At 41.7% G+C, this 15,726-nt stretch carries 15 protein-coding genes and 2 pseudogenes; 14 read left to right on the top strand and 3 right to left on the bottom strand.

Annotated features, from left to right (window positions below):
- Window positions 1–11: 11 nt before the first annotated feature.
- The 3 genes from JOC74_RS08510 (at window position 12) to JOC74_RS08500 (ending at window position 1,977) form a co-directional block, all read left to right on the top strand.
- Entirely contained in the window at window positions 12–1,130 is a 1,119-nt protein-coding gene (locus tag JOC74_RS08510; RefSeq protein WP_192841152.1) for an MFS transporter, read from the top strand.
- 388 nt (window positions 1,131–1,518) lie between these two features.
- Window positions 1,519–1,767, top strand: a complete 249-nt coding sequence (locus tag JOC74_RS08505; protein WP_053604168.1) for a sigma-G-dependent sporulation-specific acid-soluble spore protein CsgA — start codon at window positions 1,519–1,521, stop codon at window positions 1,765–1,767.
- An 18-nt stretch (window positions 1,768–1,785) separates the two neighbouring features.
- Window positions 1,786–1,977, top strand: coding sequence for a YbxH family protein (locus tag JOC74_RS08500; protein ID WP_053604167.1), 192 nt, complete (start codon window positions 1,786–1,788; stop codon window positions 1,975–1,977).
- A 93-nt stretch (window positions 1,978–2,070) separates the two neighbouring features.
- On the opposite strand, the gene slrR is transcribed toward JOC74_RS08500, so the two are convergent.
- Entirely contained in the window at window positions 2,071–2,517 is a 447-nt protein-coding gene (slrR, locus tag JOC74_RS08495) for an HTH-type transcriptional regulator SlrR (protein WP_053604166.1), read from the bottom strand.
- A 233-nt stretch (window positions 2,518–2,750) separates the two neighbouring features.
- On the opposite strand from slrR, the gene JOC74_RS08490 reads away from it, so the two are divergent.
- The 8 genes from JOC74_RS08490 (at window position 2,751) to eno (ending at window position 11,764) form a co-directional block, all read left to right on the top strand.
- A complete protein-coding gene (locus JOC74_RS08490; RefSeq protein ID WP_053606109.1) occupies window positions 2,751–3,416 on the top strand; it encodes a CpsD/CapB family tyrosine-protein kinase in 666 nt (221 codons plus the stop codon).
- A 210-nt stretch (window positions 3,417–3,626) separates the two neighbouring features.
- A complete protein-coding gene (locus JOC74_RS08485) occupies window positions 3,627–4,472 on the top strand; it encodes a GNAT family N-acetyltransferase (RefSeq protein WP_211086119.1) in 846 nt (281 codons plus the stop codon).
- Between the two features lie 255 nt (window positions 4,473–4,727).
- Complete coding sequence (locus JOC74_RS08480; RefSeq protein WP_053604164.1) at window positions 4,728–5,753, top strand: sugar-binding transcriptional regulator; 1,026 nt, start codon at window positions 4,728–4,730, stop codon at window positions 5,751–5,753.
- A gap of 48 nt (window positions 5,754–5,801) precedes the next feature.
- Entirely contained in the window at window positions 5,802–6,809 is a 1,008-nt protein-coding gene (gap, locus tag JOC74_RS08475) for a type I glyceraldehyde-3-phosphate dehydrogenase (protein WP_053604163.1), read from the top strand.
- A 140-nt stretch (window positions 6,810–6,949) separates the two neighbouring features.
- Window positions 6,950–8,134, top strand: coding sequence for a phosphoglycerate kinase (locus JOC74_RS08470; protein WP_053604162.1), 1,185 nt, complete (start codon window positions 6,950–6,952; stop codon window positions 8,132–8,134).
- Window positions 8,135–8,161: 27 nt separating this feature from the next.
- Entirely contained in the window at window positions 8,162–8,923 is a 762-nt protein-coding gene (tpiA, locus tag JOC74_RS08465) for a triose-phosphate isomerase (RefSeq protein ID WP_053604161.1), read from the top strand.
- The gene (gene gpmI, locus JOC74_RS08460; protein ID WP_053604160.1) at window positions 8,916–10,451 is read left to right on the top strand and encodes a 2,3-bisphosphoglycerate-independent phosphoglycerate mutase; all 1,536 of its coding nucleotides are present in this window, start codon (window positions 8,916–8,918) and stop codon (window positions 10,449–10,451) included. Before tpiA ends, gpmI begins: the two co-directional genes overlap by 8 nt.
- 20 nt (window positions 10,452–10,471) lie before the next feature.
- Complete coding sequence (eno, locus tag JOC74_RS08455) at window positions 10,472–11,764, top strand: phosphopyruvate hydratase (RefSeq protein WP_053604159.1); 1,293 nt, start codon at window positions 10,472–10,474, stop codon at window positions 11,762–11,764.
- A 207-nt stretch (window positions 11,765–11,971) separates the two neighbouring features.
- Here the strand turns inward: eno and JOC74_RS08450 are convergent, their stop codons facing one another.
- Window positions 11,972–12,511: a GbsR/MarR family transcriptional regulator gene (locus JOC74_RS08450; RefSeq protein WP_053606108.1), complete on the bottom strand. Its 540-nt coding sequence runs from the start codon at window positions 12,509–12,511 to the stop codon at window positions 11,972–11,974.
- A gap of 70 nt (window positions 12,512–12,581) precedes the next feature.
- Between JOC74_RS08450 and JOC74_RS08445 the strand changes: the two are divergent.
- A pseudogene (locus JOC74_RS08445) lies at window positions 12,582–12,998 on the top strand (glycine betaine ABC transporter substrate-binding protein); the annotation flags it as partial.
- A 16-nt stretch (window positions 12,999–13,014) separates the two neighbouring features.
- Window positions 13,015–13,677 (top strand): ABC transporter permease, encoded by a 663-nt coding sequence (locus JOC74_RS08440; protein ID WP_053604158.1) that lies wholly within the window; start codon window positions 13,015–13,017, stop codon window positions 13,675–13,677.
- A gap of 57 nt (window positions 13,678–13,734) precedes the next feature.
- On the opposite strand, the gene JOC74_RS08435 is transcribed toward JOC74_RS08440, so the two are convergent.
- Window positions 13,735–14,151 (bottom strand): RrF2 family transcriptional regulator, encoded by a 417-nt coding sequence (locus tag JOC74_RS08435; RefSeq protein ID WP_211086118.1) that lies wholly within the window; start codon window positions 14,149–14,151, stop codon window positions 13,735–13,737.
- A 207-nt stretch (window positions 14,152–14,358) separates the two neighbouring features.
- Here JOC74_RS08435 and JOC74_RS23455 point away from each other — a divergent pair.
- A pseudogene (locus tag JOC74_RS23455) lies at window positions 14,359–15,433 on the top strand (MMPL family transporter); the annotation flags it as partial.
- Window positions 15,434–15,726: the final 293 nt, after the last annotated feature.

Here is a 15,726-nt window from a genome sequence, read left to right as displayed (position 1 = left end):
TGGCTCTTGCAATGACAGGTTTTATTTGTATTTGTACAGAAACCATTCCAGCCGGTTTACTACCGTATATCTCGCAAGGACTGAATATTACAAATGGAATGGCTGGTCAGCTCGTAACTTCTTATGCTATTGGTTCAATTGTAGCGGCAATTCCATTCGCCATGTTTACCGGAGGGGTGCGACGACGTCCGCTTCTGCTTGTCATCATTACGGGATTTTTCATATTTAACACGATTACCGCCCTGTCAAGCAGCTATGCTTTGACGCTAATCGCTCGATTTTTCGCCGGTGTAGCTGCCGGTGCTGCTTGGGGGATGATTGCCGGTTATGCACGGCGTATGGTACCGGATGCATTAAGAGGGCGTGCCTTGGCTGTCGCAATGGTAGGAACGCCGATTGCTCTCACATTCGGAGTGCCGATCGGCACCTTGCTCGGTGACCTGATCGGATGGCGCGGAGTATTCGGACTCATGTCTCTTCTGACTCTTGTTTTAATTGTATGGGTGCTGTGGAAGGTGCCGGATTATCCTGGGCAGCCTGCAGGTCAAAGAATGACCGTCGGTCAGGTGTTTGTTTTGCCCGGCATACGTCCGATTCTCATGGTGGTGCTATTCTGGATGTTGGCACACAATATTTTATATACGTATATTGCGCCGTTTCTCGAGCCTTCCGGACTCGGAGAACGTGTCGATCTTGTCTTGCTGGTCTTTGGTTTAGCCGCACTTGTCTCCATCTGGATTGTTGGCCTGTTAATAGACCGTAAGCTACGCATACTTGTATTGCTCAGTCTGCTCGGCTTTGCGCTGGTTTCCGTAGCACTATGGGCGGGCGCCACGACGGCATCAGTCGTTTATGCGTCTGTGGCTTTATGGGGACTTACCTTCGGCGGTGCCGCTACGCTGTTGCAAACGGCGCTTGCCGATGCAAGCGGTGAAGAAGGTGTTGATATCGTAATGCCTATTAATACCACAGTATGGAATCTAGCAATCGCTGGTGGAGGCATTGCGGGTGGTATCTTGTTAGAACTTGTTGGAGTACAGGCTTTTCCAGGAGTGCTGGTGATTCTGTTGCTTCTTGCGTTGATTATAGCGTGGAGTGCGAAGAGCTATGGCTTTCCCAGAAAACAATGATGTGCTGATTTATTTCCGAATAGTCCTTTAAGACGACCTGTCTTAAGGGGCTTTTTTTATTATGGAGAATTTAAAGAGTTAATGGAAAAGAGGATAAAAGAAGTTTAATAGATATATATAGGAATTTCAAAACAATAATTGGACATTAGAAACTATAAATTGGGGAAAATAAGAAGAGGAATGATCGTTCCGTAATTAATTGAATAATAGAAGAAAATGATCAAACTTTTTTACAAAATACTCTAACATAGATCCAGTATCAAAATTCCACTTAATAAGAGAATTTTTCTAGTTTTTATATATAAACTGATGGAGGGGTGTATAAAAATTTTGTGTATAGAATGCTTTTCTTTCTGCAAGCTAAAGATGGAAGAAAGGAGATTGAGATATGGATAAGACCTTAGGATATTTAAGGGAGTCAATGTCGAATTATTTGGATAGCGATGTCTGTCAGAAAATATATAAGAAGATGCTCGCGAAGCATTATTCGAATGAGGAGGAGTTCGTTAAGGATTTAAACGATGAAGAGATGGACTTTTTGGATCATGTGCTGGGAAAAGAAATCAAATACGCTCAAGACGAACAGGACCATCAACGAAGCCGGGAATTGAATGAGGTTTATGAATTGTTGTTTTAAGAAAGGCGGGAAATAAGTATGGGCGCCATTGAACGTAATGGCTATACGTTTGAACCAGAGTATAGTGTAATCAAACAAAATGGAGCCATTCATGTGTATCATCATGGAAAGTTTGTCGAGGAGATTCAATTTGAATTCAATAGTGATTTTCCTGACCATGATCAAATAGAAGAATTGGTGAACCATTATTGTTTTAAACATAACATATAGCATATTTAGTCAAAAGTCCTGTTCTAGGCAGGGCTTTTTAGCATTTTCTCAATCCATATTTATTTTGATTATCTAGCCTTCTCAGAAAAAAGGTCACCGTTTCAAAAATTGCCTCACTTCTTCAACGGTAAGACCAATTTCCCTCGCTTCTATCATTAGCTTTCTCCATTCATCCAGATTCGAAGTGATAAGCGATCTTGCGGAAGTATGTATTTGTTTTTCGGGCTTGTTTTTTAATTGATTGGTGAAAGAAATGAGCTCTTCTTTTCCCATTCCTGATTTGACTGCAGATAATAGTTCGGATCTCCATTCTTCATCCTCTGTATTTTTTTTGTGAAGAATGGTTTCTGCATCAAATAATTCTTTTAGTTCTACTTCCAGGGTAGAGCTGATTTTTTTTAAGAACTGTACAGAGGGATTGACATGAACCCCGCGTTCAATCTTGCTTAAATAGGATTTAGAAACTCCTGATATTTCCGCAAGATGATTGATTGATATTCCTTTTCTTCTCCGATAGATTCGAATCACTTTCCCTATCATCTTCAAATCTCCTCTGTAGGACAAACCTTTTTGTTCATTATAAAGCAATTAATGTTCTTTATAAAATTAAAAATTGTAAGAGAATGATAGATAATAGAAGAAAAAGAATGTTTTTGTTCTTTAAAAAGAACCAAACAACTTATTTTCCCCTTTTTCACGAAAAAAAATATAAATTATAATCCAATCAACAAATCATCTGATATGAGGTGAAAGGCTTGAGACTGAAGAAGAAAATGACGAAAGACAATCCGCGTTCGATTATTGCAATGTTTCAGCCGAAATCTCCGATCGTGGAGCAATTCAGAACGATACGGACAAATATTGAATTTTCATCAATGGAGGATCATATCCGTTCCATATTGGTTACTTCAGCACATTCTAGTGAAGGAAAATCATTTATTGCTGCTAATCTCGCTGTCGTGTTTGCCCAACAGGAAAAAAAGGTTCTGCTAATTGATGGTGACTTGAGAAAGCCAACAAACCACGGCCTGTTTCAATTGGATAATTCAATAGGGTTAACGAACGTATTAATGAGGCAACGTACATTGGAAAATGCGGTACAAGCAAGCACCGTAGAGAATCTGGACCTGTTGACAAGCGGTCCTACGCCTCCAAACCCTGCGGAATTATTATCCTCGAGAGCGATGGAAGACCTGCTGGTTCAAGCGTATGATCGGTACAGTCTCGTGATTTTCGACTCACCGCCCATTCTTGCCGTTGCTGATGCGCAAATTCTGGCCAACCAAACCGATGGAAGCATTCTTGTGATCGCAAGCAGCAAAACGAAAAATGAAGATGCAAAAAAAGCGAAGGATGCGTTGGAAGCTTCAAAAGGAAAGCTGTTAGGCGCGCTTTTAAACAATAAAAAAATGAGAAAAAATGAATTGTATGTTTATTAAAAAACCCACTTTAAGGGTTTTTTCTTGTTTATAAAAATGAATTCAAACAGGACGGTTGTCAAATACCTCGATCAAGTGTAATTTGACTCTTTCAAAAAGGAATTAAAGGATTTTTGCAGAATTAGAGCTTAAAAAGAAACAAGGAGACTAATGAACAATGATAACCATAAAATTACTAAGCGAATGTCCTCTTTCGGATGCTGTCAGCGCATGGAACAAAGATTCGAGGATTATTTTTCTTCTTCTCAAATGACAGTTGACCAGTTTACCCATCGTCTCGGAAAAGAAGATCTTTCACCATCTTATTCGTTTGTCGCATACTGTGAAGAGGAGCCCGTCGGCCTGATCCTAAATGGCATAAAGACGATGAACGGGAAGAAATGGGCTTGGAATGGCGGCACAAGCGTTGCGCCTTCTCACAGAAAATCGGGAGTTGCCAGTAAATTAATGAAGGAATCCATGGATGTTTATGAAAGAGAAGGGGTTGAGATTGCCAGTCTTGAAGCATTCAGTGTCAATGAAAAAGCGATTAGATTATATGAAAAGTACGGGTATAAGATAATCGACCATTTGCTATTTCTTGAGCTGAAAGGGAGGAGAAAAGAGGATTTGTTTCAGGATGCAAACAAAAATGCTTATTCGATCGAATATGGTCTTCCGAAAGATATCGGCAAACTTGTGCTTTACAACGATTCCATTCCATGGCAAACACAGTGGCAGCATATTCGTGATGGAGAATCATTGGTTGTCAAGGATTCTTCGGAAAATGTGCTTGGATATGCTTTATACAGAAGGGTATTTAATGGCGAAGGGAATCTGCAATCGATAATCTTGTACCAGTGTGAATGTGACAGACACATACATAATAAAGAAGAAGTTCTCAAATATATGATCAATTATGTGTTCCAGGCAAACGAATCGATTCATCGTATGACATATAATCTGCCTGAATCGAATCATTCGTTAGTCGATATTTTACAGGAAGCAGGCTTTAAAAAGGTTTATACTCCAAATGGAACCCTTTTGGAGCAAGTATTTATGACAAGTAAGAAATAATAGGAAATTTCAAATACCTGTTTTTAAAGTTAATGTAAATTTTCGTTTAACAAATAATGAAAATGGGAATATTCTTAATTAAACAGGCATTTTGCAAGTGAAATTGAGCAGTCAATAACCTTGTATCTTTTTTAAACTCCTGCTAGAATAGATATTGAAAGAAGGAAAGATTTTTTTTTGGCAAAGGTGGGACGTTTTTAGTCATACTGGGACATTTTATGTCCAATAGGGAATTTGGAAAGGAACGTTCAAGAAATGAATCAATTAATTCATGCTCAAAAAAAATTATTGCCTGACCTTCTTCAAATCATGCAAAAACGTTATGAAATTCTGCAGTACATTAGGCTTACTGAACCGATTGGCCGCAGAAGCCTGGCACAAAGCCTGGGAATTAGTGAACGAGTCCTCCGCGCAGAGGTGCAATTCCTGAAAGACCAGGATCTCCTTGATATTAAGCCGAGCGGAATGTCTTTGACGATGGAAGGGTCGTCCTTGCTTACGATCCTTGAAGAAACGATGAAAGATGTTTCAGGACTTACCCGTTTGGAAATGAAATTAAAGGAGAGGCTAAGTCTAGAGAATGTCATTATCGTATCCGGAAACAGTGATCAATCCCCATGGGTGAAAAAAGAAATGGGGAGAGCTGCAGCGGCATGTATGAAAGACCGCTGGGTAGGAGAAAATATCGTCGCTGTAACGGGTGGAACGACAATGGCAGCTGTTGCAGACATGCTCAGCCCTGACCCGAAAAACCGAAAACTTTTATTTGTACCGGCAAGAGGCGGGCTTGGAGAAAATGTGAAAAACCAAGCCAACACGATTTGTGCCGATATGGCGGAAAAAGCATTGGGGAACTATAAGTTGTTGCATGTTCCCGGCCAGCTTAGCGCAGAATCTTACCATTCTATTATTGAAGAACCAACGATTAAAGAGCTGCTAAACGTAATTAAAGCGGCAACGATGGTTATTCATGGAATTGGTGATGCTAAGACGATGGCAATTCGCAGAAATACGCCAGTAGAGGATATGCAAATGATTGAACAAAATCATGCAGTTGCAGAAGCCTTTGGGTACTATTTCAATCAGGATGGCGAAGTCGTCAACAGAGTCCACTCCGTGGGCATTCAGCTCGATGACCTTCCTTCATTTCCTGATATTATCGCTGTGGCCGGAGGGGCTTCCAAAGCAGCGGCAATTGAAGCATATTTCAAAAAAAACCGCAACACGGCGGTATTGGTCACTGATGAAGGGGCCGCAAAACAGTTATTAAGGGATTCCTAGAATCCCTCAATATAAATATTTTTTCACTTACCAAAGGAGGAAAAAAACATGGCTGTAAAAGTCGGTATTAATGGATTTGGTCGTATTGGCCGTAATGTCTTTCGTGCAGCATTAAAAAATTCTGAAGTTGAGGTAGTGGCAGTTAACGATTTAACTGACGCTAACATGCTTGCTCATCTTTTACAATATGACACTGTTCATGGAAAACTTGATGGTGAAGTTTCTGTAAATGGTTCTAATCTTGTAGTAGACGGGAAAGAAATTCAAGTTCTTTCTGAACGTGACCCTTCAAAATTACCTTGGAGTGACCTTGGTGTTGAAGTTGTTGTTGAATCTACTGGATTCTTCACAAAACGTGCAGATGCAGCGAAGCATTTAGAAGGCGGCGCGAAAAAAGTTATCATTTCTGCACCGGCAAGCGAAGAAGATATTACTATCGTAATGGGAGTTAACGAAGATAAATACGATGCAGCTTCCCACAACGTTATCAGTAACGCTTCTTGTACGACAAACTGCCTTGCACCGTTTGCAAAAGTATTGCATGAAAAATTCGGTATCAAACGCGGAATGATGACAACAATCCACTCTTACACGAATGATCAGCAAATTCTTGATCTTCCGCATAAAGACTATCGTCGTGCTCGTGCTGCAGGTGAAAACATTATTCCAACAACAACTGGTGCTGCAAAAGCTGTTTCACTTGTATTGCCTGAGCTAAAAGGCAAATTAAACGGAGGAGCGATGCGTGTACCGACTCCTAACGTTTCTCTTGTTGACTTGGTTGCCGAGCTTGATAAAGACGTAACTGCTGAAGAAGTAAACGCAGCATTAAAAGAAGCTGCTGAAGGCGATCTAAAAGGAATTCTTGCTTACAGCGATGAGCCGCTTGTATCAAAAGACTACAATGGTGATCCTGCATCTTCTACAATCGATGCACTATCAACAATGGTTATGGAAGACCGTATGGTAAAAGTTATTTCTTGGTACGATAACGAAAGCGGATATTCCAACCGTGTTGTTGACCTTGCTGCATATATCGCGAAACAAGGTCTGTAAGACAAGACTTGGTTCTTTCCATAAGAAACGCTATAATGAAAACGGACAAGGGAAGGGGACACATCCCTTTCCCTTGTTTTCTTTCTAAGAAGTGAAAGTACTAGGGAAACCAATCGGACAAAAGGAGGTTCTGGACGGGTATGAACAAACAATCAGTAAAAGACATTGATGTGAACGGCCGTGTTGTATTTTTGCGGGTTGACTTCAACGTGCCATTGAAAGATGGAGAAATAACAGATGATACTAGAATTCGAGCAGCTCTTCCGACAATAAAATACTTGTCAGAGCAAGGAGCAAAAGTATTAATTGCCAGCCACTTGGGACGTCCAAAAGGTCAGGTTGTTGAGGAGCTTCGTTTAAATCCAACAGCGAAACGACTCGAGCAGCTCATTGGCAAAGAAGTGAAAAAAGCGGATGAAGCATATGGCGACGCGGTGAAATCGGAAGTCAATTCCTTACAGAATGGAGACATTCTTGTATTGGAAAACGTCCGTTTTTATCCGGGAGAAGAAAAAAATGATCCTGAGCTTTCTAAAGCATTTGCCGAGCTTGCAGATGTTTATGTGAACGATGCTTTTGGTGCAGCACATCGCGCGCATGCTTCAACAGCTGGTATTGCAGAGCATCTTCCTGCGGTTGCCGGTTTTCTGATGGAAAAAGAGCTTGAGGTACTCGGAAAAGCGCTTTCTAATCCTGAACGCCCATTCACTGCGATTGTTGGCGGTGCGAAAGTGAAAGATAAAATCGGTGTTATTGAGCACCTAATGGACAAAGTCGATAATTTAATTATTGGCGGCGGTCTTGCTTATACTTTCGTCAAAGCACAGGGCTATGAAATTGGTAAATCCCTATTGGAAGAAGATAAAATTGAGCTTGCAAAGTCTTTTATCGAACGTGCAAAAGAAAAAGGCGTAAACTTCTACATGCCTGAAGATGTTTTGATAGCTGATGATTTTTCAAATGATGCAAATACGAAAAATGTTCCGATCAGTGAAATCCCAAGTGATTGGGAAGGGCTTGATATCGGAGAAAAAACAGCAAAAACCTATGCGGATGTTATTAAAAGCAGCAAATTAGTCGTTTGGAACGGTCCAATGGGCGTGTTTGAGCTTGAAACATTCGAAAAAGGAACTAAGGCTGTTGCAGAAGCTCTTGCTGAAGCCAAAGATACATATTCCATAATTGGGGGAGGAGACTCCGCGGCTGCTGTTGAACAATTCGGCTTAGCTGAACAAATGAGCCACATGTCAACTGGCGGCGGTGCATCTCTTGAATTTATGGAAGGCAAAGAGCTTCCTGGAGTAGTCGCTTTAAACGATAAATAAAAATTGCTTTTAAAGGATGTGTGGCTAATGAGAAAACCAATTATCGCTGGAAACTGGAAAATGAATAAAACGTTAGGTGAAGCAGTCAGTTTTGCAGAGGAAGTAAAAACCTCTTTGCCATCATCAGACAAGGTTGATGCAGTTATCTGTTCACCAGCACTGTTTTTGGAAAGATTGGTTGAATCAGCTAAAGGTACAGGGTTAAAAATCGGTTCACAAAACTTGTATTTTGAAGAGAGCGGAGCGTTTACCGGAGAAATCAGTCCCCTTGCTCTTCAAGATCTTGGGGTTCAGTACTCTGTAATTGGCCATTCCGAAAGACGCGAGCTTTTTGCTGAAACTGATGAATCAGTTAATAAAAAAGCACATGCAGCTTTCAAATATGGAATTGTGCCGATTATTTGCTGCGGAGAAACGCTTGAAGAGCGTGAAGCTGGAAGAACAAATGATTTAGTCGCTGATCAAGTGAAGAAAGCGTTAGCCGGATTGACAAATGATCAGATTGCTGAATCTGTTATTGCATATGAACCGATTTGGGCAATTGGAACAGGGAAGTCTTCAACTGCAGCTGATGCAAATGATGTTTGTTCTCATATCCGCAATACAGTTGCCGAAGAATTCGGCAAAGAAACAGCCGAGAAAATTCGCATTCAGTATGGCGGCAGCGTGAAACCTGCAAATATTAAAGAATATATGGCGCAGTCTGATATTGATGGCGCTCTTGTCGGCGGTGCGAGCCTCGAACCGCAATCTTTCCTTCAGCTATTGGAGGAGGGCAAGTATGAGTAAGAAGCCTTGTGCTCTTATTATCTTGGACGGATTTGCTTTACGGGAACAAACCGATGGTAACGCCGTAGCCCAAGCGAATAAACCAAACTTTGACCGCTATTGGAACAACTATCCTCACCAAACGCTCCAAGCTTCTGGTGAAGCTGTTGGTCTGCCTGAAGGTCAAATGGGAAATTCCGAAGTAGGGCATTTGAACATTGGTGCCGGACGAATTGTTTACCAGAGTTTAACACGCGTTAACAAAGCGATTCGTGAAGGGGAATTTGAAAAAAATCAAACTTTTCTTGATGCGATGAATCATGCCAAGGAAAAAGGAACAAGCTTACATTTGTTCGGACTTCTTTCTGATGGTGGAGTTCACAGCCACATCAACCACTTGTTTTCTCTTTTGAAGCTTGCAAAGCAAGAAGGACTAACAAAGGTTTATGTGCATGGATTTCTTGACGGACGCGATGTAGGTCCGCAAACGGCCAGCAAGTATATTACCGAGCTTCAAAAAGAGATGGATGAGCTTGGCGTAGGTGAAATTGCCACGATCACTGGAAGATATTACTCAATGGATCGTGATAAGCGCTGGGATCGTGTCGAAAAGGCTTACCGTTCGATGGTTTATGGTGATGGCCCATCCTACAGCAGTGCACAGGATGTCATTAAAGATTCCTATGCGAATGGAATTTATGATGAATTTGTTATTCCATCCGTCATTACGAGAGAAAATGGAGAGCCTGTTGCGACAATTAAAGATCAGGATTCTGTTATTTTCTACAATTTCAGGCCGGATCGTGCCATTCAAATTTCGAACACGTTCACGAATAAAGATTTTCGTTCCTTTGACCGGGGTGACAAACATCCTCAAGATTTGTATTTTGTCTGCTTAACGCACTTTAGCGAGAGCGTGGATGGTTATGTCGCATTTAAACCGGTAAATCTGGATAATACGGTTGGAGAAGTATTGTCTCAAAAAGGGTTAAAGCAGCTGAGAATTGCAGAAACGGAAAAATATCCACACGTCACCTTCTTTATGAGCGGCGGACGCGAAGAGGAATTTCCCGGGGAAGAACGAATTTTAATTGATTCTCCGAAAGTGGCTACCTATGATCTGAAACCGGAAATGAGTGCTTATGAAGTCAAAGACGCACTTGTGAAGGAAATCGAAGCGGATAAGCATGATGCGATCATACTTAACTTTGCGAATCCAGATATGGTAGGTCATTCTGGGAAGCTTGAGCCGACAATTAAAGCGATTGAAGCAGTAGATGAATGCTTAGGTGAAGTTGTCGATAAGATTCTAGCCAAAGGCGGAAATGCAATTATTACTGCTGATCATGGGAATTCCGATGTACTAATCGCTGAAAACGGTGAACCCCATACTGCCCATACGACTAATCCGGTACCTGTTATTGTAACCAAGGAAGGGATTACCTTGCGTGAAGGCGGTAAACTTGGGGATCTTGCTCCAACGTTATTGGATTTGTTGAACGTAGAACAGCCAAAAGAAATGACAGGAACTTCATTAATTACTAAATGAGGATAAGGAGAGAAAAAAACATGCCATACATTGTTGATGTTTATGCACGTGAAGTATTGGACTCCCGTGGGAATCCAACAGTAGAAGTAGAGGTTTATACAGAGTCAGGAGCATTTGGACGCGCATTGGTTCCAAGCGGAGCTTCTACAGGTGAATACGAAGCAGTTGAGCTTCGTGACGGAGATAAAGACCGTTACCTTGGAAAAGGTGTTTTAACTGCAGTTAACAACGTAAATGAAACCATTTCACCAAAGCTTGTCGGCCTTGACATTACTGATCAAGTTGCAATTGACCAATTATTAATCGAGATTGATGGAACAGAAAACAAAGGCAAGCTTGGCGCAAATGCGATTCTTGGTGTTTCAATGGCTGTTGCCCGTGCTGCAGCTGATTTCCTTGAAATCCCTCTTTATCAGTATCTTGGCGGTTTCAACGCAAAAACTCTTCCGGTTCCGATGATGAACATCGTAAACGGTGGAGAGCACGCTGACAACAACGTGGACATTCAAGAATTTATGATTATGCCTGTTGGAGCGAAAACGTTCAGTGAAGCACTTCGTACGGGCGCACAAATTTTCCACAGCTTAAAAGCGGTTCTTAAAGAAAAAGGTTTAAATACGGCTGTAGGTGATGAAGGCGGCTTTGCACCTAACCTTGGCTCAAACGAAGAAGCTCTTCAAACGATCGTAGAAGCGATCGAAAAAGCAGGGTTTAAGCCTGGAGAAGAAGTTAAACTTGCTATGGATGCAGCTTCTTCAGAGTTCTTTAACAAAGAAGATGGCAAATACCATCTTGCAGGTGAAGGTGTTGTTAAAACATCAGCTGAAATGGTTGATTGGTACGAAGACCTATGCTCGAAATACCCAATCATCTCAATCGAAGACGGTCTTGACGAAAATGACTGGGAAGGCCACAAGCTCCTTACTGAACGTATTGGAAGCAAAGTTCAGCTTGTAGGAGATGACTTGTTCGTTACAAACACGAAAAAGCTATCTGAAGGTATTAAAAACGGCGTTGGAAACTCAATCCTTGTCAAAGTGAACCAAATCGGTACATTGACTGAAACGTTCGATGCAATCGAAATGGCAAAACGCGCTGGATACACAGCTGTTATTTCTCACCGTTCTGGTGAAACTGAAGACAGCACAATTGCCGACATCGCAGTTGCAACAAATGCAGGCCAAATCAAAACTGGTGCACCTTCAAGAACTGACCGTGTTGCGAAATACAACCAGCTTCTTCGTATCGAAGACCAGCTTGCTGAAACAGCAAAATATGACGGCTTAGCATCTTTCTATAACCTAAGCAAATAAGCAATTCTGATAAAGGAGTAACTCAGGGCCCTGGGTTGCTCCTTTTTTATGTGGTCGATTTTTCAAGGAATTTGTCGAATAATCGATATATTGTAAATTTCGCCGATAAGTTAAACAGCTAACGGATTGTATCCGTTTATATCAAGATCGAAGCTGCAGCCGAACCAAAAAGCCCCCGCCGCATTAAAGACGGAGCTACCTGAAATCCTACGTTTTAGGCACGTGCTTAAATATTTCTTCACTTTCAAAAAAATCAACGAGTCTGTCGAGCCAATTGATATAGTTTAATAATAGTCTGGTTTCTTCAAGAAGCTCATTAATTTTTACTTCAGCCTCTTCAGTTAACTCGTCTTCACTCGATAGTATTTCTGAAAGCTCTTTTTGCAGTTTTTTTCCTGTCATTTTATTTTTGTGGGCTAGCTTTCCCCAGTTTGTAGAAAAGACAGCGATAAAGGTTTGGTAATAATCTTGTTCTACGTTATATAAGTCTTTACGAAAACCTTTTTCGAACACTTTTTCTGCGATATTTAAATTAACCATTTTACGGACAACCTGGCTCATTCGTGTTTTGCTCATTCCTGAAGCTTCTGAGAGCTCATTTAGAGTCATCGGCTTTCTGTTCATGTAGATCAACCCTAGGACACGGCCAACTGTCGGTGAAATACCGTACGTGTTAATATTTTCAGCAAATCTATCAATAAATTGATCCTCGATTTTTTTGATTTTAAACTCTTCATTTTCTTCCAACATTTATATCCACCTTTAAGCCAATCAACCTTTAATGAAACATAATTAACTCAAAATTGAAAATAATAGGGGCGTTGACAACGCTTGGCTAAAAAGAAAAGGGGACGGATACGAAGGATTTATAAATACGTATGGTTTTAAGTTCGGAACCATTTATCCGATGCAAATCGGACTCGTGTATGATGCACTGGATACAAATAAAATGGATGTAGCACTAGCCTATACGACAGACGGACGGATTTCAGCGTATAATCTGAAAGTCCTTGAAGATGATAAAAAGTTTTTCCCTCCGTATGATGCTTCTCCAGTCATTTCTGCTGATCTGTTGAAGGAGCATCCTGAACTCGGGGACATCCTTCAACGATTGATAGGGAAAATTGATACGGAGACGATGCAGAAGCTGAATTACGAAGCCGATGGAAAACTAAGGGAACCGGCAGTCATTGCCGAGGAATTTTTAAAGAAAAACAGTTACTTCGAAAACTAAAGGAGGTGCGCACAAAGTGGACGTGATCTATGATTTGATCGGCTATTATTCAGAGAACTTTTCTTACGTCTGGAGGGAGTTTTACCGGCATTTCTTAATCTCAGCCTATGGCGTATTGTTTGCAGCTATTATAGGTATTCCTGTAGGCATTTTTATTGCAAGGCGGGGGAGGCTTGCCGCTTGGGTCATATCATTTACGAATATTATCCAAACAATCCCTGCCTTGGCTATGCTTGCCGTTCTTATGCTTGTCATGGGGCTGGGAACAAATACGGTCGTTTTCTCGTTATTCCTTTATTCTTTGTTGCCGATTATTCGAAATACACAGACTGGTATCAATAATCTCGACAACGCGCTTCTTGAATCAGGAAAAGCAATGGGAATGACAAAGACTCAAATCTTATGGATGGTTGAGCTTCCTTTAGCAATTTCGGTTATTATGGGAGGAATTCGAACCGCTTTGGTTATTGCCATCGGAATAACTGCGATTGGCACATTTGTCGGTGCCGGAGGTCTCGGTGATATTATCGTTCGCGGAACAAATGCGACAAATGGAGCTTCTGTTATATTAGCTGGTGCAATCCCAACGGCTCTAATGGCCATACTAGCGGATATTATTATGGGATGGTTAGAAAAATTATTGTCACCGGTGAAAACGAAGAAAAAGGTATTATCTTAATACATGCTGAAAAAGAAGCCTGCCCGGATCGGGGCAGGCTTCTTTACATACTTGAAACTATCGGAAAAGGTCAGCAATGGTTACTTGATTCAAACTAGACTTCATCGACTGTTCTGATTGCTGTAAAGATGCGGTCATTTTCTCGATGACCATTGTTGCAAAATCATTTGTAAGTGAGGTAGGCATTTTTGTCCGAAATAACGGCCGGTCATGCTCGATAGCGTGAAAGACGTCAAGCAATGTAATCTCTTCAGGTTTTTTCGCCAGACGCATACCGCCCTTCGCGCCTTCTCTCGTTTCCGTGAGACCTGTCCGATTCAAAGATTGCAGAATTTTTACTGCAGTCGGAATTGGAATATCCAATGATTCGGATAACTGGCGTGTAGGAACAAAATCCGTGTAGCCATGCTCAACTTTAACCGCTGTATAGACAATTATTGAAATTCCTTGCCAAAATGAAAGTGAATAACTCATATGATTACCTACATTCTTTTTAGTCTTTAAGCTCATTCAATTCTGTTGTTGCGCGGAAATAAAATAATTCCGCTTTCACTTTATACGTTATATCAATTATATAAAGAAAAGTCAATTGGTGTTAGATGTTTTTTTGTTGACAAACTAATAAAATATATATAATTTATATATAGAAAATTCATTTATAAATTTGTAGGAGGAACTTTGATGAGAGACAAAATGAATTCTAATGCGGCACCCAAAACGACGTTAGGAAAAATCGGTCAGTTTATTGTTAATGCAAGATGGTTTGTGATCGCGGCAGCCATTCTCTTAACTATTGTCTCCGCCATTTTTGCAGTCGGTACCGTCGGTCAATTGACACTAAGCCGCTTCGAAGTGCCGGGCTCTGAATCTGACCGGGCATCTCAAGTGCTGGCAAACACGTTTGATACTGGAAACTCCAATTTGATTCTGCTTGTTACTGCTAAATCGGGCACGATTGACAGTCGGGAAGTACATGAAGCGGGGACGGCTCTAACTAATGAGCTTGAGGCTGAGGAAACGGTCGTTCATGCGGATTCTTATTGGACTCGTGATCGTTCCTCAACTCTTCGCAGCGAGGATGGCAGGCAGGCGTTAATCCTTGCACACATGAAAGGAAGCGCAACAGAGGTTAGACAGGAGCTTTCGGAGTTATCGCCGAAATTTACGAGAGAGGATGACCTGCTCAAGGTTGAGGTCGGAGGGCAGGATGAAATTTTTCGGCAAGTAGGTGAATTTGCGAGACAGGACTTTGTCAGGGCAGAGCTCATTATTTTTCCCGCTGTCTTTTTCATGCTCTTGATTATGTTCCGAAGAGTAAGGCTGGCCCTCCTTACCTTGGGAGTCGGATTATTTGCCATGATAGCTACGCTTGCGGGGCTTAGCGGGGTCGTGGCCTTTACAGAGGTTTCAACTTTTGCCCTGAACCTGACGCTTGTTATGGGTCTCGCACTTGGAATTGATTACAGCCTGTTTATCCCGTTTTCGAGAGGAGCTGGCGAGTGGCAAGAATCCGTTTGACGCTGTGGTACGAACGGTGGAAACTGCTGGTCGTACGGTGATTTTTAGCGGAGTAACTGTAGCGGTATCGACGGCAGTACTGTTAGTTTTTCCGTTTCCGTTTCTGCAATCCTTCGCTTACACCGGCGTATTGATCGTAGCATCGGGAATCGTCGGTGCGGTATTGATTTTGCCAGCCTTCTTATCCGTCTTGGGGCACCATGCTGTTCGAAGGGGCAGGCAGGTTAATTCTTTTCCTGTCACGTCCAAGGGGTTATGGTACAGAAGTGCGAAGGCTGTAATACGCCGGCCGTTTTTAGTAGGTGGAGCTGCTCTGGCCCTCCTGCTCATTCTCGGTTCTCCAATTGCGGGTCTTCAGTTTGGTCTCCCGGATGATCGGACATTGCCGGAAGAAGCATCAAGCCGGATCGTACAGGAGCAAAAACGCAACGGGTTCCCTGCAGAAGAGACAGATGCCATTCAGATCGTTGTACCTTCACTTGAGTCGCCTGAAGAAAAATTGGATGAGATCAAAAATTATGCTTCCGAACT

The organism is Bacillus capparidis, assembly GCF_017832095.1.
Lineage (GTDB): Bacteria > Bacillota > Bacilli > Bacillales > Bacillaceae > Bacillus > Bacillus gobiensis.
This window is presented reverse-complemented; position numbering and strand designations above follow the sequence as displayed.